Origin of the sequence: Pseudomonas sp. PS02302 (assembly GCF_029959585.1) — a bacterium.
In the GTDB taxonomy this organism is placed as follows: Bacteria; Pseudomonadota; Gammaproteobacteria; order Pseudomonadales; family Pseudomonadaceae; genus Chryseomonas; species Chryseomonas aestiva.
Genome location: NZ_JASCON010000022.1, coordinates 25,461 through 50,863, shown reverse-complemented (window position 1 = coordinate 50,863; position 25,403 = coordinate 25,461). Strand labels below are relative to the sequence as shown.

General features: G+C 65.4%; 20 protein-coding genes. 9 read left to right on the top strand and 11 right to left on the bottom strand.

Annotation, left to right across the window (positions count from 1 at the left end; translation table 11 throughout):
- Positions 1-167: 167 nt before the first annotated feature.
- Together QMX82_RS09930 and QMX82_RS09925 are read right to left on the bottom strand one after the other, a co-directional pair.
- A complete protein-coding gene (locus QMX82_RS09930; RefSeq protein ID WP_282282862.1) occupies positions 168-1,829 on the bottom strand; it encodes an ABC transporter ATP-binding protein in 1,662 nt (553 codons plus the stop codon).
- A 225-nt stretch (positions 1,830-2,054) separates the two neighbouring features.
- Complete coding sequence (locus QMX82_RS09925; RefSeq protein WP_282282861.1) at positions 2,055-3,362, bottom strand: ATP-binding protein; 1,308 nt, start codon at positions 3,360-3,362, stop codon at positions 2,055-2,057.
- A 489-nt stretch (positions 3,363-3,851) separates the two neighbouring features.
- On the opposite strand from QMX82_RS09925, the gene QMX82_RS09920 reads away from it, so the two are divergent.
- The 4 genes from QMX82_RS09920 (at position 3,852) to QMX82_RS09905 (ending at position 6,966) form a co-directional block, all read left to right on the top strand.
- Positions 3,852-5,309: an efflux transporter outer membrane subunit gene (locus QMX82_RS09920; protein WP_282282859.1), complete on the top strand. Its 1,458-nt coding sequence runs from the start codon at positions 3,852-3,854 to the stop codon at positions 5,307-5,309.
- A gap of 107 nt (positions 5,310-5,416) precedes the next feature.
- On the top strand, positions 5,417-5,632 hold the full coding sequence (locus tag QMX82_RS09915) for a hypothetical protein (protein ID WP_208691549.1): 216 nt from the start codon (positions 5,417-5,419) through the stop codon (positions 5,630-5,632).
- A 75-nt stretch (positions 5,633-5,707) separates the two neighbouring features.
- Positions 5,708-6,451, top strand: coding sequence for a BPL-N domain-containing protein (locus tag QMX82_RS09910; protein ID WP_208691550.1), 744 nt, complete (start codon positions 5,708-5,710; stop codon positions 6,449-6,451).
- 107 nt (positions 6,452-6,558) lie between these two features.
- Entirely contained in the window at positions 6,559-6,966 is a 408-nt protein-coding gene (locus QMX82_RS09905; protein WP_282282852.1) for an NUDIX hydrolase, read from the top strand.
- 85 nt (positions 6,967-7,051) lie between these two features.
- On the opposite strand, the gene QMX82_RS09900 is transcribed toward QMX82_RS09905, so the two are convergent.
- Together QMX82_RS09900 and QMX82_RS09895 are read right to left on the bottom strand one after the other, a co-directional pair.
- Positions 7,052-9,499, bottom strand: coding sequence for a YbcC family protein (locus QMX82_RS09900; RefSeq protein WP_282282851.1), 2,448 nt, complete (start codon positions 9,497-9,499; stop codon positions 7,052-7,054).
- Entirely contained in the window at positions 9,496-11,022 is a 1,527-nt protein-coding gene (locus QMX82_RS09895) for an NADH-quinone oxidoreductase subunit L (protein ID WP_282282849.1), read from the bottom strand. The genes QMX82_RS09900 and QMX82_RS09895 overlap by 4 nt, the downstream gene beginning before the upstream one ends.
- Before the next feature lie 103 nt (positions 11,023-11,125).
- On the opposite strand from QMX82_RS09895, the gene QMX82_RS09890 reads away from it, so the two are divergent.
- Positions 11,126-12,058, top strand: coding sequence for a LysR family transcriptional regulator (locus QMX82_RS09890; RefSeq protein WP_208691554.1), 933 nt, complete (start codon positions 11,126-11,128; stop codon positions 12,056-12,058).
- Positions 12,059-12,167: 109 nt separating this feature from the next.
- Here QMX82_RS09890 and QMX82_RS09885 read toward each other — a convergent pair whose 3' ends face one another.
- The 4 genes from QMX82_RS09885 to QMX82_RS09870 form a co-directional block, all read right to left on the bottom strand.
- Positions 12,168-13,472, bottom strand: a complete 1,305-nt coding sequence (locus QMX82_RS09885) for an MFS transporter (protein WP_208691555.1) — start codon at positions 13,470-13,472, stop codon at positions 12,168-12,170.
- Between the two features lie 108 nt (positions 13,473-13,580).
- Positions 13,581-14,426: an NAD(P)-dependent oxidoreductase gene (locus QMX82_RS09880; protein ID WP_208691556.1), complete on the bottom strand. Its 846-nt coding sequence runs from the start codon at positions 14,424-14,426 to the stop codon at positions 13,581-13,583.
- Between the two features lie 8 nt (positions 14,427-14,434).
- The gene (locus QMX82_RS09875) at positions 14,435-15,436 is read right to left on the bottom strand and encodes a transketolase family protein (protein WP_282282843.1); all 1,002 of its coding nucleotides are present in this window, start codon (positions 15,434-15,436) and stop codon (positions 14,435-14,437) included.
- Position 15,437: 1 nt separating this feature from the next.
- Complete coding sequence (locus QMX82_RS09870; RefSeq protein ID WP_208694993.1) at positions 15,438-16,310, bottom strand: transketolase; 873 nt, start codon at positions 16,308-16,310, stop codon at positions 15,438-15,440.
- A gap of 165 nt (positions 16,311-16,475) precedes the next feature.
- Here QMX82_RS09870 and QMX82_RS09865 point away from each other — a divergent pair, with 165 nt between their 5' ends.
- Positions 16,476-17,342 carry a LysR substrate-binding domain-containing protein gene (locus tag QMX82_RS09865; protein WP_282282841.1) on the top strand — a complete coding sequence of 289 codons (867 nt, stop codon included), beginning with the start codon at positions 16,476-16,478 and terminating at the stop codon, positions 17,340-17,342.
- Between the two features lie 66 nt (positions 17,343-17,408).
- Here QMX82_RS09865 and QMX82_RS09860 read toward each other — a convergent pair whose 3' ends face one another.
- Positions 17,409-18,278 (bottom strand): NAD(P)-dependent oxidoreductase, encoded by an 870-nt coding sequence (locus tag QMX82_RS09860; protein ID WP_282282839.1) that lies wholly within the window; start codon positions 18,276-18,278, stop codon positions 17,409-17,411.
- Between the two features lie 15 nt (positions 18,279-18,293).
- On the bottom strand, positions 18,294-18,914 hold the full coding sequence (locus tag QMX82_RS09855) for an RraA family protein (RefSeq protein ID WP_273862176.1): 621 nt from the start codon (positions 18,912-18,914) through the stop codon (positions 18,294-18,296).
- 97 nt (positions 18,915-19,011) lie between these two features.
- Between QMX82_RS09855 and QMX82_RS09850 the strand changes: the two genes are divergently transcribed.
- Positions 19,012-19,911: a LysR family transcriptional regulator gene (locus tag QMX82_RS09850; protein WP_058790481.1), complete on the top strand. Its 900-nt coding sequence runs from the start codon at positions 19,012-19,014 to the stop codon at positions 19,909-19,911.
- Positions 19,912-19,989: 78 nt separating this feature from the next.
- Here QMX82_RS09850 and QMX82_RS09845 read toward each other — a convergent pair whose 3' ends face one another.
- On the bottom strand, positions 19,990-21,363 hold the full coding sequence (locus QMX82_RS09845; protein WP_208691560.1) for an MFS transporter: 1,374 nt from the start codon (positions 21,361-21,363) through the stop codon (positions 19,990-19,992).
- Positions 21,364-21,722: 359 nt separating this feature from the next.
- Here QMX82_RS09845 and QMX82_RS09840 point away from each other — a divergent pair, with 359 nt between their 5' ends.
- Together QMX82_RS09840 and QMX82_RS09835 are read left to right on the top strand one after the other, a co-directional pair.
- Positions 21,723-23,738 carry a peptidase U32 family protein gene (locus QMX82_RS09840; RefSeq protein ID WP_208691561.1) on the top strand — a complete coding sequence of 672 codons (2,016 nt, stop codon included), beginning with the start codon at positions 21,723-21,725 and terminating at the stop codon, positions 23,736-23,738.
- Between the two features lie 494 nt (positions 23,739-24,232).
- Positions 24,233-25,378, top strand: a complete 1,146-nt coding sequence (locus QMX82_RS09835; protein ID WP_208691562.1) for a mechanosensitive ion channel family protein — start codon at positions 24,233-24,235, stop codon at positions 25,376-25,378.
- Positions 25,379-25,403 lie beyond the last annotated feature (25 nt).

The following is a 25,403-nucleotide window of genomic DNA, read 5'->3' as shown; positions in this document are numbered from 1 at the left end:
CCAGAGATGCCTCATAGTGACTTGGGTCGCCCCTGGACACCATTAGTGGCGCACTATGAACGTCCTTGTCCTTACCCTCGTTGCTGTGACAGCAAGGTATTGCCAGTGTATCCCGAGGGTGCCACGCCATGTTGGCGTGGGTGGCGAAGCGGTAGCTGCCGCGAGTGCTAGGCATTGCGCGCCATGACCGCATAGAGCCCACCCTGTCTCATCAACTCTTCATGGGTGCCCTGCTCCACCAGTTGCCCGGCCTGGATGACCAGAATCCGATCCGCCTGCCTGACGGTGCTGAGGCGATGGGCGATGGAAATCAGGGTCCGCGGCCCCTCCAGCGAGGCCAGGGCCGCGGCCAGCGCCGCCTGGGTGCTGCTGTCCAGGGCGCTGGTCGCTTCATCCAGGAGAATGATCGGTGGATCACGCAGCAGCATACGCGCCAGGGACAGACGCTGGCGCTCGCCACCGGACAGTTGATAACCCCGATCACCGACACCGGCCGCCAGCCCCTCGGGAAGTCTGCGCACCGTGGCATCCAGCTGCGCCCTTTCCAGCGCCCACCAGAGTTCCGCCTCGCTCGCGTCGGGCTTGGCGAAGCGCAGGTTGGCTTCGATGCTGGCGTTGAGCAGGAAGGTATCCTGGGTCACTATGCCGACCAGGCTGGCCAGCGTCGCAAAGCTCAGCTCGCGGCTATCGATGCCGTCGTAGCGGATACACCCCTGATCGGCGTCGTACAGGCGCGCGAGGAGATAGGAAATGGTGGTCTTGCCAGAGCCGGTGGGGCCAACCAGCGCCGTGTGCTTTCCGGCCGGTATCTCGAACGTCAGATCCTTGAGTACGACGCGGTCGCCATAGGCGAAACCGACGTTCTCGAAACGGATGCCCTGCTGGAAATCCTGCCGCGCAAGAGTCGTCGGTGAGCTCGCCTCGACGACCGTCGCCGGCGTATCCAGATAGCTGAACACCCGCGCCAGCAAGGCGCGTCCCTTGGCGAATTCGATCCGCGTCTCAAAGATCTCCAGCAGCGGCCAGAGCAATTGCTCCTGCAAGGCGATAAAGGCCACCAGGGTGCCGATGGACACCTGCAGACCCAGGCCGATGAACAGACCGCCGCCCAGGAAGGTCAGCGCGGGCAGCAGATCCAGCGCCAGGAAGACCAGCGCGAATTCCCATTGTCCCGCGGTGCTGGCCTGGGTTTCCAGGCGCGCCAGCTGCGCGGAGTCACGCTGAAAGCGCTGCACCAGATAGTGCACGCGGCCCAGGGTACGCGACAGGATGATGCCGCCGGCCGACAGGGACTCGGCGATGTTGGCGGAAAGGTCCGCCACCTGCTCCTGTTGCCGGTAGGTCACCCGCTCCCGCAGCTGGGCGACGCGGCCATTAATCCAGACCAGCAAGGGAATGACGGCGAAGGAGACACACGCCAGGCGCCAGTCCAGCAGCAGCATCGCCACCAGGGTCGCCGCCACGACGCTCAGATGCTTTGCCAGATCCGTGGCGGAGTGGGTCAACAGGGTCTGCAGACCGGCGATGTCGCTGGACAGGCGCGCCTGCACTTCGCCCGCGCGGGTACCGGCGAAAAACGCCAGCGAGAGGCTCTGCAGGTGGCCGTACAGGCGGGTCCGCAGGTCGTGCATGACGCTCTGGCCCACCCGAATCGCGACATAGGTCTGGGTCAGATTGGCGATGGCATTGAACAGCGCCACCCCGACCAGACCGGCGGCCAGATAGACCAGCAGCGTCAGGTCCTTCGCCGGCAAGGCATCGTCGACGATGCTGCGGATCAGGAAGGGACTGATCACGCCGCTGATCCCGGCGACCGCGATCAGCAACACCACCAGCACCAGTGCGGCCCGATGCGGAGCCAGTAGCTCGATAATCCGCGCGAACGTGACATGACGCCTGGCCAGGTCGCCATAGTCGTCGAGGGTCTCGGTTTCAGCCGGCGATCGTGGGGAAGAAGAGGAACTGGATATTTGTTGGCTTTCAGGTCGGTCAGAGGAAGGAACGGACTCGGGTCCGCGTCATCGGGTGCCAAGGAGGCCCTGGGCTGCTGCTGGTCAGGACGCGAGGGCGTCGGTCAGCCGGATGTCAAAGCGCGCGCCGCCTCTTTCGCTTTCCGCCAGCGCCAGCTGCCCGCCCTGCTTCTCTATGGCGCGACGGCTGATCGACAGCCCCAGGCCAAAGCCGCCGGTGGCGCGATCCCGACTGCGATCCAGGCGATAGAAGGGCTCGAACACCCGCTCCCGTTCGCCCGGTGGAATACCCTCGCCATCGTCCTCGACGGTGATCAGCAGGGTGTCGGCGTCGCGGCCAACGGTCAGCCAGACCCCTCGCTGGCAATAGCGCAGGGCATTGCCAATCAGGTTCTGCAACGCGCGCGCCGTGAGTCTTGGTGCCAAGAGGGCTTGCTCGGGCGCAGCGGCCATGTCCAGCCTCAGGTTGACGCCACGCCGTTCCTGTTCCTCGCTGAAATCCGCCAGGACGCTGTCCAGGAAGGCACCGAGCTTGAGCGCCTGACGCTCGGGCGCCTGCTGACTGGACTGCAGGCGGGCGTAGGAAAGCAGCTCGTTCACCAGCGCATCCAGTTCGCGCACGTGGCGAATCTGCTGCTCCAGCTGTCGCTGTGTTTCAGCGGGCAGCGGGTCGGCTTGCATTAGGGCCAGGCCGAATTCCAGACGGGACAGTGGTGTGCGCACCTCATGGGAGACCGCATTGAGCAGGTCGCGCTGCTGGACGATCACGGTTTCGAGATCCTGGGCCATGTCATCGAAGGCCCGCGCCAGCTGGCCGATGTCCGAGCGCGGCGAGATCGCGGTACGCTCCTGCAGATGCCCCTTGCCCAGGCGCGCCGCCGTGCGCCTGAGCCGCTCCAGATCACGCCAGTGCGGCCGCAGCCAGACATACAGACAGATGAGCAGCGCCGCACCGATCAGGGCGTTCATGGCCCAATAGGTCAGGGCTATGTCGGTCGGAACCTCGGCGAAGCCGACCCAGAGGACGTGCCCGCCGGGCAAAGGGATCAGGGCCACGCTGGGATCGCCATCGTCGGTCAGGCGGACGCGCCGTTCGCCTTTGGCCAAACGGTGGCGTTCGGCGCTCGTCAACTGGGGATCGGTCTGCAGCCCCAGTTGCAAGGTGACGGGCGCGATGTCGGCGTTCAGCTCAGCCAGCAGCGCCGGCCAGTGGGCGAGTGGCGTTTCCACGAAGGTCCGCTCCACCAGTTTCAGCGGGCCATTCATCTGCTCCAGACTGACGCGGCTATAGCGGTCACTGAACATCTGCTGCAGGGCTTCCGGGACCAGATAGCTGGCTGCGCCATAGGTCACCAACAGCACGCAATAGAGCCTTATCAGGATCTTGAGCATCTAGCAGAACTCGACGCCGCGGCGCGGTCGTCCCTGCGGGTCACATCCGGACCGTTTTGCCAGCCTGAACGACGGCCAGCACGAGCCGTGGGCCGCGCCTGCCTGGCGCGGGCCAGGCAAGGTCACGAACGCGTATCGGCGACGCTGGTCGGTGGCCACCGGCGCGGCGGGGGTGGTGACATTTTCGACGCTGAAAAAGAGTTTCACAGACAGGTCCCGGGGCAAGGAGGCGGCGAGCATAACGGAGCGCCAAGCCCTCAAGGGCAGCCCTTAACACTCTTTCACAAGAGACCTACAGACCTTTACAAGGCTGCCCAGGCGGGCCCTCTACCATGGCGTTCTCCACGAGGACGTCCGATGTTCCACTACCCGCTCTTGCCTTCCTGCCAACCCGGAAAAAAGCGGATCCTGATGCCAACACGCACCTTGGCTCGGCCCCGCTGCCCATCCCTGCCCCTGGGCAAACAGCTCACGGCAGGCAGGCTCGTCATGACAGGAGTGACCGTCCTGGCGCTGAGTGTCTTGCTCGCGGGTTGCTCCCTGGCACCCCGCCATGAACGACCGCAGCCGCCGGTCCCGGAGCGCTATCCCGTGCTGGCAGCGTCCGCGGACCTGTCGCCTGACCGCCAAAGCCTGTTCGCCGATCCCCACCTGCACGCCTTGATCGATCAGGCCCTGGACGGAAATCGGGATCTGCGGCTGGTCGCGCTGGATATCCAGGAAGCGCGCGCCCGCTATCGCATCAGCCGTGCCGACCTCATGTTCGAACTGGGTGCCACCGCGAGCCGGACGCGAGAGCGGACCGGGGGCCTGGATAGCGCCTCGCGTACCGATCAGCAGCGAAGCGGCAGCCAGACGGCCAACAGATACAGCGTCGGGTTGGGTACGAACGCCTACGAACTCGATCTGTTCGGCCGGTTGGGGAATCTGCGCGATGCGGCCCTAGGCGAGTACCTGGCCCAACGCGAGACGCGCAGCGCGGTGGAGCTGTCACTGATCGCCGAGGTGGCGACGGCCTATCTGAATCAGCGCGCCCTGGATGAGAGACTGCTCGTGAGTCGCAGTACTCTGGAAAGTCGCCAGCGAGGCCTTGCCCTGATCGAACAGCGCCATGCTGCCGGGGTGAGTTCGGCACTGGACCTGGCCCAGGCTCAAACGGCGCTAGAGGCCACCGAAGCCGATCTCGCCGTCCTGGACCGAAGTCGAGCGCAGGCGGACAACACCCTGCGCCTGCTGCTCGGCGGAGAGCCGCGCGGCGACCTGCCCGCGCCCTTGCCGCTCACGCGCCAGAGTCTCGACCTGCCCGTCCCGGAGGGCTTGCCCTCTGACCTGCTGCAACGCCGTCCGGACATTCGCGCGGCCGAATACCGCCTGCGGGCGGCCAACGCCAACATCGGCGCCGCTCGGGCTGCCTTCTTCCCGCGCATCACCCTGACGGCCAGCGCCGGCTACCTGAGTTCCGACCTGAACGGCTTGTTCAACCCCGGCAATCAGGTGTGGAGCTTCGTACCCCAATTGCAGGTACCGCTATTCGACGGCGGTCGTAACCGCGCCAACCTGGATCTGGCAGAGGTGCGGCGCGATCAGGATATCGCTCGCTACGAGAAGAGCATCCAGGTCGCCTTTCGCGAGGTGGCCGATCAACTCGTTGCCGAGGCGCCCCTGAGACGGCAGCTCGCGGCCCAGCAACGCCTGCGTGCCATCACCGCGCGCAGTGTCGAGCTGGCGAGCGAGCGCTATCGGCAGGGGCTGGACAACTACCTGAATCTGCTCGACAGCCAGCGCAGCCTCTACCAGGCCGATAACGCCCTGATCGAAACCCGGCTGCAGCTGATGATCGCCCACGTCGACCTGTTCCGGGCACTGGGCGGCGAATGGGAGCGGAGCGGCGAAGCGGATCTTCCCGCTCCACCCGCTGCGACCCCGTTAGCCATGGCCTCGCGTTAACACTTGTTTACCGGCCTTCATGAGGTTTTACACGGGCCGTTCTGCCGATCGATACCCTGATTCACAGGCGCCATCCACCGAGTGCGCGCATACAAAAGGAGACGCTAGTGAGGCACGTCGTAAAAAGCATCGGCTTCATCGCCATGATACTGGGCGTGGCGGCCGTACTCGTGGGGTGGCTCATAGACCCTACCGTCTCCTTGAACAACGGCATCAAGGTGGTTTCGATAAAGCGCGAGTTTCTGCAAACCGACTTCTTTCTCTGGGGCGCCATGTTGTTTGCCGCCGGCTTCAATGGCTATTCATTGCATACCGATCTGTGAGACCGACGCGACCTTTCCTTGCGTCGATCCACGGGAACACGTCTCCGCTCCCAGGACATTTCACGAGCCTTGGCCATGCGCTCCTTCAGCGTCTCGATGATTTTGCTGCTGGCCCTCCTGTCTACGGTGCTCGGCCTGGTCGACCTCGACGAGGCCGACGTGATACGGATCGCCATCTATAGAGGTCCGGCCGCGTGCGAGGGTTGTGCCGAGGCGGTAAAGGATGCCATCGAACGGCTTGGGTCGGCCTACCAGGTTGATTTTCTCGGTCCGGACGAACGCCTGGATGTTTCCAGCGCAAACCTGCAGCGCTACGAAGCCTACGTCCAGCCGGGGGGTGGTCAGGACATACCGGCCGCCCTGGCCAGTCTGGGCAAGGACAGGATCGCTGCCATACGTGCCTATGTCGCCCAGGGCGGTCAGTATCTCGGGATCTGCATGGGCGCCTACCTCGCGGATGCCGACAATCTCGGCCTGCTCGATGCCGAGCTGGATTCGGAGGTTGGCCGCCCGGGCTTTCCGGTCACCTCCATAGACGATAGCGTGGTGCTCTTGAGGTGGGGCGGTCGTGAAGATCAGGTGTTCTTCCAGGATGGCCCCTATCTGCCGCCTGGATCGGGCGACGGTTTTCGCGTGATCGCCAGCTATGGCAATGGTGACATCGCGGCGGCGCGTTACCGGTTTGGCGCAGGCGTCGTGGTCTTGAGCGGCCCCCATCCCGAAGCCGATGAGTCCTGGTTTCAGGAGGCGCACCTGTCCATGAGCCGGTTTCCCAGAGGCGAGCCGTTCAGGACCCTGTTCGATGCCCTCGACTTCTGACAGCCGCCACAGGCCCTCACGGGCAGGCTGAGCCAGGATTGCCGACCGTTGCCTTTCTGTCCGTCTCCCGGCACGGTGACCCGCCCACCTTGACCGGGACGCTCACCTTGACCCCTACCCTGCACATCGCCGCCGCCATCCTCCTGAACGACCGCCAGCAGGTGCTGCTGGTGCGCAAACGGGGCACCACCGCCTTCATGCAACCGGGCGGCAAGGTGGATCCGGGGGAGCAACCCCTGGAGGCGCTGATCCGCGAGCTGGAGGAAGAGCTTGGCCTGGTCATCACGGCAGGGGCTGCGACCTTTCTCGGCAACTACCAGGCGCCGGCCGCCAATGAACCCGGTTTCAGGGTCGATTGCGCGCTGTACCAGGTAGCCATGGGTGCGGGAGACCAGGCGGTGCCTGCCGCCGAAATCGAAGAGGCGGTGTGGGTAGCCGTAGACGAACCCGGCGATCTGCCGCTGGCGCCCCTGACCCGCGACGTGATCCTTCCGCTGCTGGGGCGGCACCCTTAGCAAGCGGCCTTGCGCCTTGGCCACGGATTTCAACTTTGCCAGGCCAGGCCACCTGAAGCGTCGGGTGGCCTGGCGCCGGCCAGCGTCAGACCTTGGGCAAAGGGTGCCATCCCCTGGCCGTACGCACCTCAAGGCAAGCCGGCAGGCCATACAGACGCAGCAGGTGCAACCAGCCGTTGCGCACCAGATCGCGCACTACGGCATGGTTGGCGATCACCTGATCGATCATCGCGCGCGGCGCCTCGATCACCACGTGCAGGCGTAGCGGACGATGCATCCACCGCTGGCCGTCGTGCAGCGACTGGCGCGCCAGCCCGATGCGCAGGTCGCCGCCGTTGCCTTCGAACACGCCGATATGACCGCCCACCACGTTGTGCAGCAACTTGTTGCCGCTGCCAAAGCGCAGGTTGTCGGTGGTCGAGGTGAAGTACTGCAGGTTGATCCAGTGCGCCACCACCATGGGCGCCGTCATGATCAGCTCCAGCACCCTGCCCTCCTGGTCTTGCCGCCAGTCGTAGTCGTGCAGGAAGACGCGGCCCTCCAGGTCCACCGCGCGGGTGCGCGCCCGCGGCGCGGCGATGAAGGCGGCATTGCCGGCGAGGCCCCATTCCGGCCGGGTCTGCGCCCAGTCCCGAGCGCGCCGGCGCAGCTGGCCGAGCAGTCTGTCCGGTTGTTCCGGCAACGTTGCCAGGCCCAGTTTGCCAGCCCGCTGCCGCCGCACCTCGGCGCTGGCGCTGTCCAGCGCCAGCCGCAGGCGCTGCCAGCTGGGCTGGAGCTCTGCGGGAAGCCCCTCGTACCCGAAGACCTGCACCTCATCCGTCGTGGTGTTGTGCAGCCCGGCCAGCACCTGGCAGTGCGGCGGCAGGTCGAGGCCGCGCACCCGCAGCCCGTCACGCACCTCGGGCTCGTTGAGCAGGCCGGCCAGTAGCCGCGCGTTGATCTCGCCGCTCTGGCCACAGCAGGCACCGCAGTCCAGACCCGCTGCCTGAGGATTATTGGCGCTCTGGCTGCCGTGGCCGAGCAGCACCAACAGGGACGGCACCGGCCCGTTGAGCCCCATGGCCCTGAGAATGCGCTCGGCCAGGTCGACCTGCTGCAGCCGGGACATCGCCGGTAGCTGTGGTTGCAGCTGTTGCCGTTCGTGACGGCGCCAGGCGCTGAGTTCGGGCGAAGGCGCGCCACCGGCCAGGCCATAGGTCCGTCCCAGCAGCGCCCCGGCGTAGCCCAGCCCGACGCTTTCCACCAGGGTGAAGGTCGAGGCCGGCAGCCGCTCGAACAGCCGCCAGCGGCCCTGCCGCGCCAGGCGCCCCTGACGCAGCTGTGCCAGCTGGCGATCCCGTGTGGCATCGCCACTGCCCTCGCTGACCTGCAGTTGCGGCGCGAGCAGGCCCGGCAACTGCGGGCGCGTGGCACCGGTACCCAGCGGCGTATAGGCGATGGGCAGCCCGAAGAAGCCGGCGAAACCGCCGGTTTCCAATGTCGGGCAGGTCTGCTCCAGGGCGCGCCTGAGGGGCTCGGAACGTACGTCGATACAGAAGAACAGCTTGGCCAGCGGCACCGGGGGCAAGGCTGCCGGGATGCTCAGGCACAGCGCCTGCTGCAGGTGCTCCTGCCAGGCCAGCTCGTCGGCGCGCTGCCAGAGCTGCAGGGCCTGCCAGTTGGCCGAAGGCATCCGCTGCAAGCCCTCCTCCCAGGCCGCCCGCCAACTGTGCCAGCGGCTCTCGGCATCGCGCCGGCGATCATCCACCAGCCACTCCCAGGCCGCGCGGATGGCCAGCAGCTCCAGCACCGTCTGGTCGTCCTCGCCCTGCAGCCGCGCCTGCCAGCGCCGATAGGCGCACCAGGAGGCCCAGCCCAGGTTGCGCAGCAGCAGGCAGTCGAACCAGGCGGCCCAGTCTGGCGCTGGCAGTCCCAGGTGTTCGACCGCCGCCTCCAGGGCCGCTTCGGGTTGCGCGGGCAACGCTGCGATCCGCTGGTGCAGATCCCGGCAGCCACTGAGGACGCTCAGGCCCCGGTCGGCCAGCAGGCTGGCGCGCCAGGTCTGATAGAGCCCGCCACCCTCTGCCGGACGCCAATCCGCCTGCTCGTGATCGAACCAGGCCGCGCAGCTCTGCCCGATCTGATGGGTGATCAGCGCCGGCCAGCCCGGAAGCGGGATCCCCGGCTCGGCCAGATCTTCCAGCAGCGGCAGACCGTGGCCGACCTCCGCGGGGGCGTCCAGTGCCTCCAGCAGCCTTACCGGCTTGCAGGATTCCCCCTGCTCGGCCAGCGCCTGCTGCAGATGGCGCTCGGCGATGCGACCGTCCTGCCAGGCCTGGCGATAGTCGGCGGCGTCCAGGGTCAGGCGGCTGCCGGCGCGCTGCCAGAGCTGCGCGGCCACGCTCTGCCAGGCCTGATCGCGCCGCTCCCACAGCGGGTTGACGGCGATCATGCGATCCAGCGGCCAGGTCGGCGCGATGCGCGCACAGGCCTGGCGGGCCGCCTCGTGCAGCGCCTGGTGCTTGGGGCTGGAAAGCGTTTCGAAGGCAGTCATGGGCGGTCTCCAAGGGTTGCGCTCAGGGGCTGGGGCACACGTGCCGGCCACAGGCGGAAGGTCAGGCGGGTGAAGTGCTCATCCAGGTAGAAGCCGGCAAAGGCCAGCGGGTAGAGACGTTGCGCCAGGGCGCCGCGCGGCCGGGCCAGCAGCAGGCTCTGCAGCAGGTAGAGCCCGACCAGCATGACCATCGCCACCAGGGCCAGCGGCAGCGGCGCCGCGGCGAGATGCTGGCCGAGGATCCAGCCGGCCGCCTGATGCCACAGCAGGTAAGCGCCGAGCAGCAGGCCGAACATGAGCAAGCCATAGGCTGGCTGGTCGCGGCGCAGGGTCCAGGGCGCCAGGCCGATCGCCGGTAGCGTCAGGGCCACCAGGGGCAGCGCATGACTGGGCAGCAGCCAGGCCCAAAGCCCTTGCAGCAGCGCCAGCATCAGCGCGGCCACCAGCAGTGCGCGCACCAGCCCGTTCAAGTCGAGCGCCGCGGCTTGCGGCTGCAGGGCATGCTGGCGGGCGTGGGCGACCGTCTCACCCGCGGCCAGGAAGGCATGGGCCTTGTAGAGGGAATGGGCCAGCAGGTGCACCAGCGCCAGTTCGTACAGCCCCAGCCCGCATTCCAGCAGCATCAGGCCCATCTGCGCGCAGGTCGACCAGGCCAGGCGGACCTTGATGCTGATGCGGGTCATCATCACCAGCGCGGCCAGGACCGTGGTCAGGCCGCCGACCAGCACCAGCAGGCTCTGCGCCGGTACCGCGGCGGAAAGCAGCGGGGCGAAGCGCAGCAGCACGAAGCCGCCCAGGTTGACCACCCCGGCATGCAGCAGGGCCGAAACCGGCGTGGGAGCCTCCATTACCTGGATCAGCCAGCCATGCACCGGCAATTGGGCCGATTTCAGGATCACCGTCAGCGCCAGCAGCAGCGCCGCGCCCTGCAACTCCCAACCGAGCGCACCACCCGCCTGCACCTGGGCGTTCACCGCGGCGGGGATCAGCGCGAGCTGGCTGCTACCGTCGGCCTGAACCAGCAGCAGGGTCGCCAGCAGCAGGCTGACATCGGCCAGGCGGCTGGCGAGGAATTTCTTGTGGGCCGCGACGACCGCCTGCGGGCGCTCGGGGTAGAAGGTCAGCAGTTGGTGCAGGCACAGGCTGGACAGGATCCAGGCCCCGGCCATCAACAGCAGGTTGCCGCTGGTGACCACCGTCGCCACCGCCGCCAGGGTGGCGAGCAGGGCGAGCACGTAGCGCCGCTGCCCTGCTTCCCCTTCCAGATAGCGCCGGGAATACTCGATGATCACCAGCGCCAGCAGGCTGATGAGCCCGGCCATCGCCAGGCCGAGGCGATCAGGATGCTGGGTGCCGACGAACGCCTGTAGCCAGGCCGCCAGCACCAGCAAGACACCCAGATAACCCGCGACCCGCGCAGGTATCCAGAGTTGGCTCGGTGAAGCGAGGAAGACCGCGGGCAACAGCGCCAGGGCATAGACCCAGGGCAACAGTGGAGCGAGGGAAAACAGCAGGCCAGACATCGTGCACACTCCATGAACACCAGATGGCGACAGTGTCCGAATGTGTACGCATTATTTAAAATAGATTGATCAGAACTTAACGTTCACTTTTGAAGAACGAAGCATGCGCCGACTCAATTTCCATCACCTGCACTACTTCTGGGCCGTCGCCAAGGAAGGCAATCTCACCCGCGCCGCCGAGGCGCTGCATGTCTCCCAGTCCGCCCTCTCCACCCAGATCCGCGTGCTGGAAGACCAGCTCGGCCATCCCCTGTTCATCCGCTCCGGACGCAGTCTGCGGCTGACCGAAGCCGGGCAGTTGGTGCTGGACTACGCCGACACGATCTTCGCCCTGGGCAGCGAGTTGCAGGACACCCTGCAGAACACCCAGGAAGCCAACCAGACACTGCGCATCGGCTCCGTGGCGACCCTCTCGCGCAACTTCCAGGAAAACCTGCTGCGCCCCTTCCTCGGTCGTGAGGACCTGGTGCTGACCCTCGAATCCGGCAGCGTGGACGAATTGCTGGAGCGCCTGGCCCTGCACAAGCTGGACGTGGTGCTGACCAACCAGGCGGTGAGCGCCGACAGCCAGCGCACCTGGCAATGCCGCCTGCTCCATCGCCAGCCGGTGTGCCTGATCGGTCCACCGCGCCAGGACAGCCGCCCCTTCGACCTCCACCGGGACCTGCAACAGGCCCGCCTGATCGTGCCTGGGCGCAGCAGCGACGTGCGCAGCCAGTTCGACGTCTATTGCAGCGGCCAGGGGCTGACGCCGCGCATCTGCGCCGAGGTCGACGACATGGCCCTGCTGCGTCTGCTGGCCCGCGACTCCGGCGACCTGGCCCTGCTGCCCGCCGTGGTGGTGCAGGACGAACTGCGCAGCGGCGCACTGCAGCTCTACGCCGAAGTCCCCGAGATCGCCGAACGCTTCTATGCGGTGACGCTGCAGCGGCAGTTCAGGTTGAGCATTCTGGAGGAGTTGCTGGGGCGGGCGGCGGTGCCGGATGCCGTCTTGGCGCCAGAGCCGCTGGAAGCTGCGCCAGGAGACCCTGCCTGACCCCGCTATTGCGGCGGAGTCAGGCAGCTGTGCAAAGCGGAAGCGCTAGCCGCATTGGGCGTTGAAGCCCCGCCTCCCCCGCGACGCCGTCGCGCTCGCAAGCCCGGCGTCAGCCCAGCGTGACGGGCCGCGGTGCCAGTACCGACTGCCGTTTGGTATGCGCGACCGCAGGCGCCGTTTCCGGCATTCGCAGCGCACAGAAGGTGGAAATGACGCCAAGCGAACTGAACAGGAGCGCAGGGCCCATCCAGCCCACCACTGCGAACAGCCCGGTCGCGAGGAATGGCAGCAGGCCCGCGATCATGGAGGCCCCGTTGTAGCCCAGGGAAATACCCGAGGTACGCACATTGGGCGGGAATTGCTCGGTGAACCAGCTGGCTTCGACGGCGAAGATCGGATCGTGACTAAGCAGCAGGGACAGCGCCACCGCGACGATGACCATGACGAACACGCCACTGTTGATCAGCAGGAACAGGGGTATGCCGAATGCAATGGTGAACAGCGATCCCAGCAGGAACACCGGCTTGCGCCCGACCCGATCGCTCAGGGCACCAAACAGCAGGTGGCTGAGCAGGCCGAGTGCCGACCCGATCATGGTCCCCCAGAGCACGTTTTCCTTGGTCGCGACCCCCGCCAGCAGGACGTAGGAGAGCATGAAGCTGGTCGCCAGGTAGTAGCCCCCGGTCTCGGCGAGCCGCAGGCCGATGATCTGCAGGATCTTTCGCCAGTCGCTGCGGATCACTTCGAGCGCTGGCTGTTTCACCAGCTTGTTCTCCGCCTTCATCTTTTCGAATTCCGGAGATTCACTGACCCCCATGCGGATGTACAGGCCCACGCCGACCATCACCACCGACGCCAGGAACGGCGCACGCCAGACCCAGTCGCCCTCGAACAGCGCGCCGGATGCCAGGAAGGCGCCATTGGCCATCAACAGACCCAGCGGAATACCGATCTGCGGTACGGCGCCAAAGAAGCCTCTCCGGTGCGGCGGAGCATGCTCGCAGGCCATCAGCACCGCCCCGCCCCACTCGGCACCAAAGCCGATGCCCTGGATCATCCGGAGCAGGATCAGCAGCAACGGCGCGACCAGCCCGGCCTGCTCGTAGGTCGGCAAGGCGCCGATCAATACCGTGGCGCCACCCATGGCGAGGAGCGACCAGAGCAGAATGGCCTTGCGCCCGATGCGGTCTCCGTAATGGCCGGCGAGATAGCCGCCGAGGGGACGCATGAAGAAGCCCACCGCCATGGTGGCGAAGGCCGCGAGGATGCCGACGATGGGTTCGGTCGTATGGAAGAACACGCTGCCGAACCAACCAGCAGCGGCCGTCCCGTAGATGAAGAAGTCATAGCTCTCCACCGCCGATCCGATCATGGAGGCGAAAGACACTTTTCCGGCACTGTCCCGAGCCGGCATGGCCTTGCTATCTGAAGGGTGCATGGATAACTCCGCTACCTATTGTTGTTGTAATGAGGCAGGTGTCTGCCTCTGGTGGTGAGGCCGAGAAACGGTGAACCGTCGGCGCTAGCGCCAAGTCTCGATGACGCGACTGTCATCCCGCTGACCAAGTCCCGCGGCGGCCGCTGCCTGGAAACGGACATGGGCGGTGTCGAGCAGCGGTACCGCGGCCTGGCAGGCCTGGGCGGCCTCGGCGACCAGCCCACTGTCTTTCACGAAGATGTCCACCATGCTGGTCACACGGGTGTCCGTGCCTTCCAGCATGCGCGGGCCCCGGTCGCTAAGCATCCAGGAGCCGCCTGCGCCCTTCTCGACCAGTGCCAGCACCTGCTCCGGCTGCAGCCCCAGGGCGCGTGCCAGACTCAGCGCCTCGGCGGCCGCCACCAGGTGCACGGAGCACAGGTGCTGGTTGACCACCTTGATCGCCTGGCCATCGCCCACCTGGACGCCGGCATTCTTGACCTCGCCCATTGCCTGCAAGACCGGCTCGCAACGGGCTACGGCTGCAGACGCCCCCGAGGCGAAGATCAGCAGGCTTCCAGTAAGGGCGCGGGCTACCCCGCCGGTGACCGGTGCATCCACGACCTGAACGCCCAGCGCCTGAAGACGGCTCGCCTGCTCACGGACGGACGCCGGTCCCACGGTGCTCATGATTATCCAGTGCTGGTCGGAACGCAGCCCACTGCACTGGCTGACCAGGGAGGCCAACTGCGCTGGCGTTGCCACCATCACTACCACGACGTCGGCATCGATCAGCGCCTGCCACTCGGCGACCGCGTCCAGCCCTTCCGCTGCCGCCCGCTCACGCGACGCCTCCGACAGCTCGATGCCGATGATCCGGTGCCCGGCGCGCTGAATCTGTACCGCCATGGGCAAGCCGATGGCGCCCAGCCCTACGAAAGCTACGTTCATACTACCTCCTAACCCAACCAGCTCTGAATGCGGGCGACCATGGCGGCCGTAGAAATGCCGTAGCGATCGTGCAGAGTTGGCAAGGCGCCGGCGTCGAGGAATTGATCAGGGAGGGCGATCTGCCGAAACTCCGGGTGCACGCGGGCGCGCAACAACGTCAGCGCGACCGCCTCGCTCAAGCCGCCCACGGTGCTGTGATTCTCGGCCACTATGACCAGCCGTCCACTCCGGCGGCATTGCTCGATGAGGGTGGCCTCATCCAGCGGCTTGATGGTGGGTACATGCAACACCGCTACGTCGGCACTGCCGTCCGCCATGGCTTCAGCGACTTCCAGCGCCCGCATGGTCATGATGCCGCTGGACACGATCAGCACATCGCGGCCATCACGCAGCAACTTGGCCTTGCCCAGCTCGAACTGGTAGTCGTATTGGTCCAGGACCATCGGCACCTTGCCCCGCAGCAGGCGCATGTAGACCGGCCCCTGGTGAGCGGCGATGGCCGCGACCGCCTGGGTGGTATCCAGCGCGTCGCAGGGATCGACCACGGTCAGACCGGGTATCGCGCGCATCAGCGCAAGATCGTCGGTGGCCTGGTGGCTCGGGCCATATCCGGTGGTAAGCCCTGGCAGGGCCGCGCAGATCTTGACGTTCAGATGCTCTTCGGCGATGACCTGATGGATGAAGTCATACGCCCGGCGGGTGGCGAACACGGCGTAGGTCGTGGCGAACGGCACCAGGCCTTCCTTCGCCAGACCACCAGCCGCTGCCATCAAGAGCTGCTCCGCCATGCCCATCTGCAGGTAACGCTCGGGAAACTCCCGGGCGAAGATGTGCAGGTCCGTGTATTTGGAAAGATCCGCGGTCATCCCGACGATACGCGAATCCCGTTTGGCTGCCGCGATGAGCGCCTGTCCGAAGGGCGCCGCCTCGGTACGCTGCCCCTCGCTGGCAATCGAGGCGATCATCGCCGAGGTGGTGAGCCGTGGCTTTTTGAGAGTATCGACGCTCATGTCACTGCGCTCCCTGCTGATAGTGGCGATCGAGCACTTCGAGCGCCTGCTGCCATTCATGGGGCTCGACGCGAATGAAGTGGTTCTTTTCCCGAGCTTCGAGAAAGTCCACGCCCTTGCCCATCAGGGTGTCGAACAGGATGACCCGGGGCTTGGACTCGGTCAGCGCCATGGCGCTATCGAACGCCGCGAGCACGGCGGCCAGATCATTGCCGTCCACGCGCTGGACGTGCCAGCCGAAGGCCTGCCACTTGTCCACCAGCGGTTCGAATCCAAGGATGTCGTTGGAATCGCCGTCAGCCTGCTGTCTGTTCAAGTCCACCAGGGCAATGAGATTGCTCAACCCATGGTGCGCAGCCGACATTGCGGCCTCCCAGGTCGCTCCTTCGTCGAGTTCGCCATCGGACATGGAGTTGAAGACCCTCGCCGGGTTGTTCTTCAGCCGCAGTCCCAGCGCCATGCCAACTCCAATCGCCAGCCCTTGGCCAAGCGATCCACCGGAGATCTCCATGCCTGGCGTGTAGGTGGCCATTCCCGACATCGGCAGCCGACTGTCATCCGCGCCATAGCTCTCCAGCTCACTTTCGGGAATCACCTGCGCCTCCAGCAAGGCGGCATAGAGCGCTATCGCGTAATGGCCATGGGAGAGCAGAAACCGATCTCGACCCTCCCACTCAGGATCGCTGGGGTCGAGATCCATGGCGTGGCAATAGGCAACGGCCAGGACGTCAGCCCAACCGAGGGCCTGGCCCACATAACCCTGGCCCTGGACTTCACCCATACGCAAGGCAAAACGGCGGATGCGCCAGGCGTGATAGGCCAGACGCTCGAGCGGCTCCACTGCCGGAGCAGTGGCTACGGATCTTGTTGTCATTATGGATTCCTCGATGTGCAGATCCACTCACGACAGGTGCTTAGAATTCATGCTAAGCACGGCGAGTGGCCTGAAAACCAAGCTAACATCGAAAAAACCCGACCGACAAAGGAGTTTTTAACAGCAGTGGATGAATTCAGTTCACGTATGAATCGGCTTAGACGCGTGCCCTTGACGACCTTCAGAGTCTTCGAAGCCGCCGGCAGAACCGAATCCTTTGCCATGGCCTCCCAGGAGCTGGGCATCACCTCCAGCGCGGTCAGCCACTCCATTCGCAAACTCGAGGAAAGCATCGAACTCACGCTGTTCGAACGCAGCACGCGCGAAGTCCGCCTCACCACCAAGGGCCGCCTGTTGCTCGAACACGTTCAGCGCGGGCTGGGCGAGATGCATCGAGGACTTTCGCTCATTCAGACGGATGAACCGCCGCCGCTACGGCTGCACACCGCGCCCAGCTTCGCGACCCAGTGGCTATTGCCCAGGCTGCCGGATTTCGTGAACAAACATCCCCACATCGATCTGCGCTTCTCGGCGAGTACCGACTATGCACGCTTCGAGAATGACGACTTCGACCTCGACATCGTCTATGGCGAACCGCGGCAGGATTACTGCGAACACGTGCCCCTGGCCGTCGAGCACCTCACCCCGCTTTGCAGCCCCACGCTGGCCGCAGCCATCAAGGCGCCGCAAGACCTGCACCAGCACACCCTGATCCAGTGCGATGTGCAGATGCTGCAGTGGAAGGGCTGGTTCGAGGCCAACCACCTGCTCCCCGCCCACCACTATGCTCTGCGCTTCGACCGCAGTGCCATGGCGATTGCCGCCGCGGTCAATGGCATGGGCGTGGTCCTGGAATCCACGCTGCTGGCCGAACGGGAACTGCAGGAGGGTCGCCTGGTAGCCCCCTTGCGCAGCCTGACCCACGACATCCAGTACGTAGGCCACTTTCTCGCCTACCCCAAGAGCCGGACCCGCAAAGAAGCGGCGGAAGTCTTCAAGAAATGGCTGCTGGATGAGTTGGGTGTTCGTTGACCCGGCATAAGGCTCGCCTAGGTCGGCAAGAGCGCCGAGCGATGAGCTTCGCTCGGCGCTGCACCGCTACCTCACCACGCCATTGGCCTTGAACAACCAGGCAAAGGCCTGGTCCAGGGTCGGCGATGCCGTGTCGACAGGCTCGCGTGCGAGCTGCGCGGCTGTCCGCGCAAACACTTCCCTGACCCCGGGCAGCACCGCAACCGGCAGCTCGGCAGCCCGCAGTTGGCGTTCGGCCTCTTCCACTTCCTTGAGACGGCGCGGAGCGTGGACGACATGCGTCCTGATCAGGGCGCCGAGAAAGTCCCTGAGCGAAGCCTGGTCGATATCGCTCAGAGCATCGTGGAGCTTTTCCGTGACGCCCTGCTTCTCGGCCGCCATGAAGCACTCGATGGTCAGGGCTTCCAGGCCCTTGGTGAACACGCTGCGCAGGATTTTCAGGGCGGCCGCATCGCCTGCGGCGCCTCCCTCGACCGGCTTGAGCGGTGCACCGGCTTCGGCGAAGAGCGCAACCGCCCGCTCCAGGCCAATGCCGGCGCCCAGCAGATTGGTTTTCGCGTGCGTCAACGCAATGGCCCCCAGGATGGCCACGTCCACATAGGGGAGCGAGCGCTCGGCGGCGATGGCCGCGGCTCGCCTGATCTGCTCCGGATCCGCGGTGGTCATGTCGATGAACAGCGCACCCGCCTGCATAAGGGCAAGCGCCTGCTCGGCGACCGGGAGCGAGACGGTGCCGAAAACGCAGGAGACGACGACGTCACAAGCGGCCACCGCGTCCTCTATCGAGGTGACGAGTGCCAGGTCGTGTTCTTTCGCGAAGGCCTGGGCTCTGGGTGAGGGCTTGAGGTCACACAAGAGGATCTCGTGGCCCGCGGCCACCCAGGGGTGCGCATAGGTAAGACCCACTTCGCCTGCGCCGATAATCGCTAGCTTCATTTGTTTCTTCCGTAATCAATGGGCCGCGTAGGCGCCCCGGTAGGTTCCAGCGGCAATCTGCGCGAGCATCTCCGCTTCCTTGCGCTCGGTCGCCAGACAACGGTCGAGCAGCTCCGCCGCCTGGGCGATGGGAAAGGCGACAATGCCGTCATGGTCACCCACGACGAGGTCTCCTGGTGACACGATCATGTCGCCAATGCTCACCGGCACGTTGATCTCGCCCGGGCCGTTCTTGTAGGGCCCACGGTGATAGCCCCCACGCGCGAAGATGGGAAAGCTGCCCTTGCTGATCGTCGCCAGGTCGCGGATCGCCCCATCGACGACGACCCCCGCGGCACCGCGTTTTTCCGCGATAGCCGCCATGATGTCGCCCATCAGGGCGCGACTCAGATCGCCGCCGCCATCGACCACCAGCACCTGGCCAGGGACGAGGAGTTCCAGCGCCTGGTGGATCGCCCGATTGTCGCCGGCCGGTACTCTGACGGTGAGCGCAAGGCCCGCCATGGTGCCTTCGATCCGGTGGAAGGGTCGCAGCCGAGCGCCTGGAAGCCGGTCGAGACAGTCGCTGATGATCGAGGTGGAGGTGCGGGCGAAGGCTTCGACCAGCGCGGTCGGACGGGAAGCGATGACGTTCATGGGGGCTCCTCTTGTTGGATGACGTCGAGGATAGGCCGGTGGCCAAATAGAAAAAGCGATATTAAGGTATGACCACTCATGCCCCGAAGGAATGCCAATGGTCACGCTACGGCAATTACTGGCGCTGCACTGGATCGAACGGCTGGGTACGTTCGAAAGGGCTGCGGAACACCTCAACACCACCCAGTCGGCCATCTCGAAACGGGTGCAGGAGCTGGAGTCCTCCACCGGCCTGCAATTGTTCGATCGCTCGCAGCGGGGTGCCCGCTTCACCGCCGAGGGCGAGGAGCTGCTGGTCATAGCGCGGGAGATGCTCGATCTGAACGAGCGCATCACCTCGCTCAAGGACGGCAAGCACGTCACCACGCGCCGCCTGCGACTGGGCGTTACCGAACTCACCGCCTGGACCTGGCTGCCGCGCCTGGTCACACGACTGGTCGCGGACTTCCCCGGGCTGACCGTGGAACCCGAGGTCGACATGAGTCGCAACCTGCACGAGCGGCTGATGGACGACCTGGTCGACCTCATCGTGATCCCGGACACCTTCACGGCACCCGAGGTCACCAGCGTGCCCCTGGCGACCGTGGAGAATGCCTGGATGGCCGCGCCGGGACTGGTGCGGAGTTCAGGCGTGGTGAGCCTTGCCGAGCTGGCCAAGTATCCCATGCTGATGCAGGGCAAGAAGTCAGGGTCCGGCCTGTTCGTGAATCGCTGGCTGCACGCACGCGGCATAGAGCTGCCGAGGATCCTCTCCTCCGACAGCCTTACCGCCATGCTCGGCCTGGCCTCGGCGGGCCTGGGCGTCACCTATCTGCCGCGCGAGTGTTTCCGCCCGCTGGTGGACGAAGGCAAGCTCGTCATCGTCGAGACCGATCCCGAGCTGCCCCCGGTTCCCTACATGGCGATGTACCGCAACGACCGGCCCTCGACCTTCGTCGCCGAGATCGCCACGCTGGCGACACAACTCTGCGACTTCACGAAACAGTTGCAGCGTTAGCCCGGTATCGCCAGACCTTCCTGCTGCAGAAGCGGCGTGCAGCAGGTGGTTGCGAGCCGGAATCAGGATCGCGACGCCCTAGGTAGCAGAGGCCTCGACAGGCGCGGTAGCCGGCTCGGAAATGGTCAGCACGAAGGCCAGCGCGGCCAGGGAGCAGATGCCGAGGAAGATGAAAACTGCCGTCCAGCTGTAGCTGTCCAGCAGGAAGCCGGTGATCAGCGGCGCCATGGCACCCCCTGCCTGGCCCGCGCTGTTGACCACGGAAGCAGCCACCGGATAGGTCGTTCTGGTCGTCAGTCCCATCGAATAGACCGAGAACGACGAGTAGCCGATATTGAGCAGAAAGCCGGTACCGAACAGCAACAGACCGACCGCGAGCAACCCATTGGGCGCGTAAACCAGCGCGACCATCATCACGCAGGTCGCTACCGCGCTGATCATCATGGTCGGTTTGCGACGGCGGTCCAGGATTCGATCCGACAGCCAGCCGCCGACGATATTGCCAAGTACCCCGCCAACGAAGGGCAAGGACGCCACGAAGCCGACCTGCATCAGCTCGAAGTGCTTCACCTCACCCAGGTACTTGGGGAGCCAGGCCAGGAGCACGTTCACCACACCGGTCATGAGCAGGTAGCCCAGACCACACCCCCAGATGTTCCAGGATCTGAACACGGAACGGGACGTATCCAGGACGGGGGTGTGCTCATAGCGCAGCGCGCGGTCGAGTCTGCCGAAATCCCGGTGCTTACGGACCGACTCGCTGTGCGCAGTCGTCTGGTCTTCGATGTGCTCGGCTTCGGCGTCACTGACCTGCTTGCAGGCCCGCGGGTCATTGGGGACGAGCCACCACCAGAGCAAGGCCAGCAGCACGCCTGGCAGGGCGAAGGCGATGAACATGGTGCGCCAGCCATCGAGCAGAATCAGCGCCGCCCCCAGTGGCGGTGCGATCACCGCACCCATCTTCGCGGCGGACAGGAACGCCCCGGTAGCCGTGCCCTTTTCCCGCGGTGGAAACCAGCGGTTGATGGTGCTCAGCATCGACAGCGGCAAGGCAGCTTCTGCCACGCCTAGGGCCGAGCGATAGAGCTTGAGCATGCCGATGCTGTGGGAGGTACCGATCAGCAGCGTCACCAGCGACGTCAGCCCAATCGCTGCGGGAGCGACCACGCGCACGCTGACCTTGCTCAGCAGGAAGCCTGCCGGTATCTGACCCAGCGAGTAGAACAGGAAGAAGGCACTGACCAGCAGACCCACCTCGGCATTGGTCGCACCGAATTCCTTCTGGATATAGGGCAGGGCGATGCCGATATTGGCCCGATCGGCTGCAGCGAGCATGTACACGACCACGATGACCGCCAGTACCACCCAGCGGTAGCGGGTCCTGGACCGCGTCTGTAGCGCTGACCGTTCCGCTACTGCCGGCGCCGGCTTTGAAGCCAGGGATTCGGTCATGAGTCCTCCGATTTTTATGTTTATTAAAGGTGACGGAGGTTTTACGACGACCCATTAATGGAAAAAAGCGATAAAGAGGAACAGGCATTCATTCCCCTTTGGAATGCGCTTACGCCATATCCGGTGAGATGGCGATGCTTGAGCCCCTGGCGGCCGCAACTCCATCTGCCCCGTTGCGCTCCCCGCACCGGGATGCCGGCCGGAAACACGGATGCCCCTTAATCAACGGGCGAGTCTGTAGATCCTCTTTCCAGTTGATGGACTGGCGCCAACCACCCAGCACCCCAGGCGTGCCCTCCTCCCCCTCGCCCGCTACAATGCGCGCCTTGCCGTGCCACGCCTGATCGAGAAGAACCGCCATGTCCCTGCCCAAGCACCATCTGGAATTGCTCAGCCCGGCCCGCGATGTCGGTATCGCGCGAGAGGCCATTCTGCATGGGGCCGATGCCATCTACATTGGCGGGCCGAGCTTCGGGGCGCGGCACAATGCCTGCAACGAGGTCAGCGAGATCGCCGAGCTGGTGAAATTCGCCCGGCGCTATCACGCGCGGGTGTTCACCACCATCAACACCATCCTGCATGACGACGAGCTGGAGCCGGCGCGCAAGCTGATCCACCAGCTGTACGACGCCGGCGTGGATGCGCTGATCGTGCAGGATTTGGGCGTGCTGGAACTGGACATCCCGCCGATCGAGCTGCATGCCAGCACCCAGACCGACATCCGCACCCTGGCGCGGGCCAAGTTTCTCGACCAGGCCGGCTTCTCCCAGCTGGTGCTGGCGCGCGAGCTGAATCTGCAGGAAATCTCGGCCATCGCCGCCGAGACCGACGCGGCCGTCGAATTCTTCATCCATGGCGCCCTGTGCGTGGCCTTCTCCGGCCAGTGCAACATCTCCCATGCCCAGACCGGCCGCAGCGCCAACCGGGGCGACTGCTCCCAGGCCTGCCGCCTGCCCTACACCCTGAAGGACGACCAGGGTCGGGTGGTGGCGTTCGAGAAGCACCTGCTGTCGATGAAGGACAACAACCAGAGCGCCAACCTGCGTGCCCTGGTCGAGGCCGGCGTGCGCTCCTTCAAGATAGAGGGGCGTTACAAGGACATGGGCTACGTGAAGAACATCACCGCCTACTACCGCCAGTTGCTCGACGAGATCCTCGAAGACCGCACCGACCTGGCGCGCGCGTCCAGCGGCCGCACGGCGCATTTCTTCGTCCCCGACCCGGACAAGACCTTCCACCGCGGCAGTACCGACTACTTCGTCACCGACCGCAAGGTGGACATCGGCGCCTTCGACTCGCCGACCTTTACCGGGCTGCCGGTGGGTCAGGTGGAAAAGGTCAGCAAGCGCGACTTCATCGCCGTGACCGAAGAGCCGCTGTCCAACGGCGACGGGCTCAACGTGCTGGTCAAGCGCGAGGTGGTGGGCTTTCGCGCCAACGTTGCCGAGCTCAAGGGCGAATTCGAAGAAGACGGGGCGAAGCGCTATCGCTATCGCGTCGAACCCAACGAGATGCCCGAGGGGCTGTTCCGCCTGCGGCCGAATCATCCGCTGTCGCGCAACCTGGACCACAACTGGCAGCAGGCCCTGCTCAAGACCAGCGCCGAGCGCCGCATCGGCGTGCGCTGGCAGGCCGAGCTGCGCGAGCAGCGATTACAGCTGACCGCCATCAGCGAGGAAGGCGTGAGCGTCACCGTTGCCCTGGACGGTCCCTTCGGCATGGCCAACAAGCCGGAGCAGGCGCTGGATGGGCTGCGCGACCTGCTGACCCAGCTGGGCACCACCGAGTACCACGCGCTGGACGTGACCCTGGACGCCCCCCAGGCCTTCTTCGTACCCAATTCGCAACTCAAGGCGCTGCGCCGCGAGGCCATCGAGCAGCTGACCGCGGCGCGCATCGCCGCCCACCCGCGCGGCCGCCGCAAGGCCGAGACCAGTCCGCCGCCGGTGTATCCCGAGTCGCACCTGTCGTTTCTCTACAACGTCTACAACCAGAAGGCCCGCGACTTCTACCATCGCCATGGCGTGCAACTGATCGACGCCGCCTACGAGGCCCACGAAGAGCCTGGCGAGGTGCCGGTGATGATCACCAAGCACTGCCTGCGCTTCTCCTTCAACCTCTGCCCCAAGCAGGCCAAGGGCGTCACCGGCGTGCGCACCAAGGTCGCGCCCATGCAACTGGTCCACGGCGACGAAGTGCTGACCCTGAAGTTCGACTGCAAGCCTTGCGAAATGCATGTGGTGGGCAAGATGAAGGGCCATATCCTCGACCTGCCGCTGCCGGGCAGCCAGGCCGCGGCCAAGGCGCTGGCCAGCATCAGCCCGGAGGACCTGCTCAAGACCATCCGCCACAAGCCGACCGGGTACAGTCACTGAGCCCGGCAAGGCGCTCGGGACTGATCTGCACCGAGGTCTCGCACACCAGGTAATCACCCCCGGGGGCCAGGCGGCTGGGACGCTGTCGGTCACCCGGTCGGGCCGCCACTTCCTGCCTCCCTGAGCGCGACCGGCGCTCGATCCTCCCGCCTGTCCCTCTCCTTTACCACCTGCCGTCGAGGGTGGGCGAGCCCACTTTTTGTCAACTTGGCACCGCCCGCCGCAACCACCGGGCCAGAGGCGCTCGCGCTTGCTAGCCGATTGATCGGCACGCGCCGAACGGTCCCGAACCCTGAAAAAAAGTGCACGGCACCGCCGCAATGGACTCCAACCTGGCTGATGCCTGCCGCGGTTTCCTGGCTGAATGGCCGAGCCGGCGGACGGCGTCCTGTGTTCCAGTTGACCAAGAGCGCGCTGGGATAAAACGAGTCGCGACCGCGCCTGCGCGGCCGAGTCGTGGCGATTTCTGAACCGGCTAGAAGAACCCCTGCTTTATGGATCTCGGATTTTTCAACACCCTGCTATCGACCAGTCTGCTCGGCATCTCGCTGGCCAACTGGCTCGCCATGCTGTGCATCATCCTGCTCAGCTTCACCCTCGCCCGCACCATCATCGGCTTCGTCCTGAGAAATCTGCGGACCCGCGCCGAGAAACCGGGTGCCCATGTCAGCCATATCGCCATCCAGGTGCTCTCCAGCACCAGCAATACCCTGCTGTTGCTGGCCGCCATCCTGATCGGCGTGGGAATACTGGATCTCCCCGAGCGCTGGCTGACGCGGGTCAGCAGCCTCTGGTTCGTGGTGGCGGCCTTGCAGGCCGGGCTGTGGGCCAACCGGGCGGTGGCCCTGGCGCTGCACCATTACTTCGTCAAGCACAGCCAGGCCGACGTCTACCAGGGCAGCGCCCTGGCCACCCTGTCACTCTGGGGCGCCAAGGTGCTGCTCTGGGCCGTGGTCGGCCTGGCGATGCTGTCCAATCTCGGCGTGAACATCACCGCCTTCGTCGCCAGCCTCGGCGTGGGCGGCATCGCCATCGCCCTGGCGGTGCAGAACATCCTCGGCGATGTGTTCGCCTCCCTCTCCATCGCGGTGGACAAGCCCTTCGAAGTGGGCGACTTCATCGTCGTCGGCTCGCTGGCGGGCACCGTCGAGCATGTGGGCCTGAAGACCACCCGGATCAGAAGTCTGGGCGGCGAACAGATCGTCATGGCGAACGCCGAGATGATCGGCAGCACCATCCAGAACTACAAGAAGCTGCAGGAGCGTCGCATCGTCTTCAAATTCGGCCTGACCTATGCCAGCCAGCCGAAGCAGATCAGGCAGGTGACTGCCGCCCTGAAAGACATCATTCAACGGCAGGACAAGACGCGCTTCGACCGGGCTCATCTGCTGGCCTTCGGCGACAGCTCGCTGGACTTCGAGGTTGTCTACATCGTTCTGGATGCCAGCTACAACCTGTACATGGACATCCAGCAGGCGATCAATCTGGAGATGATGGAAGCCTTCGCCAAAATCGGCGTGCGCTTCGCCCTCTCCAGCAGAAGCCTGTACGTCGAATCCCTGCCCGGGGACTTCATGGCCGAGCGGGATCGGCAGGAAGAGAATGAGTCGGTTGGCCAGCACCGGCCAGTGATCCAGTAGGATTGCGCCAGGAACCCAGGGGTGC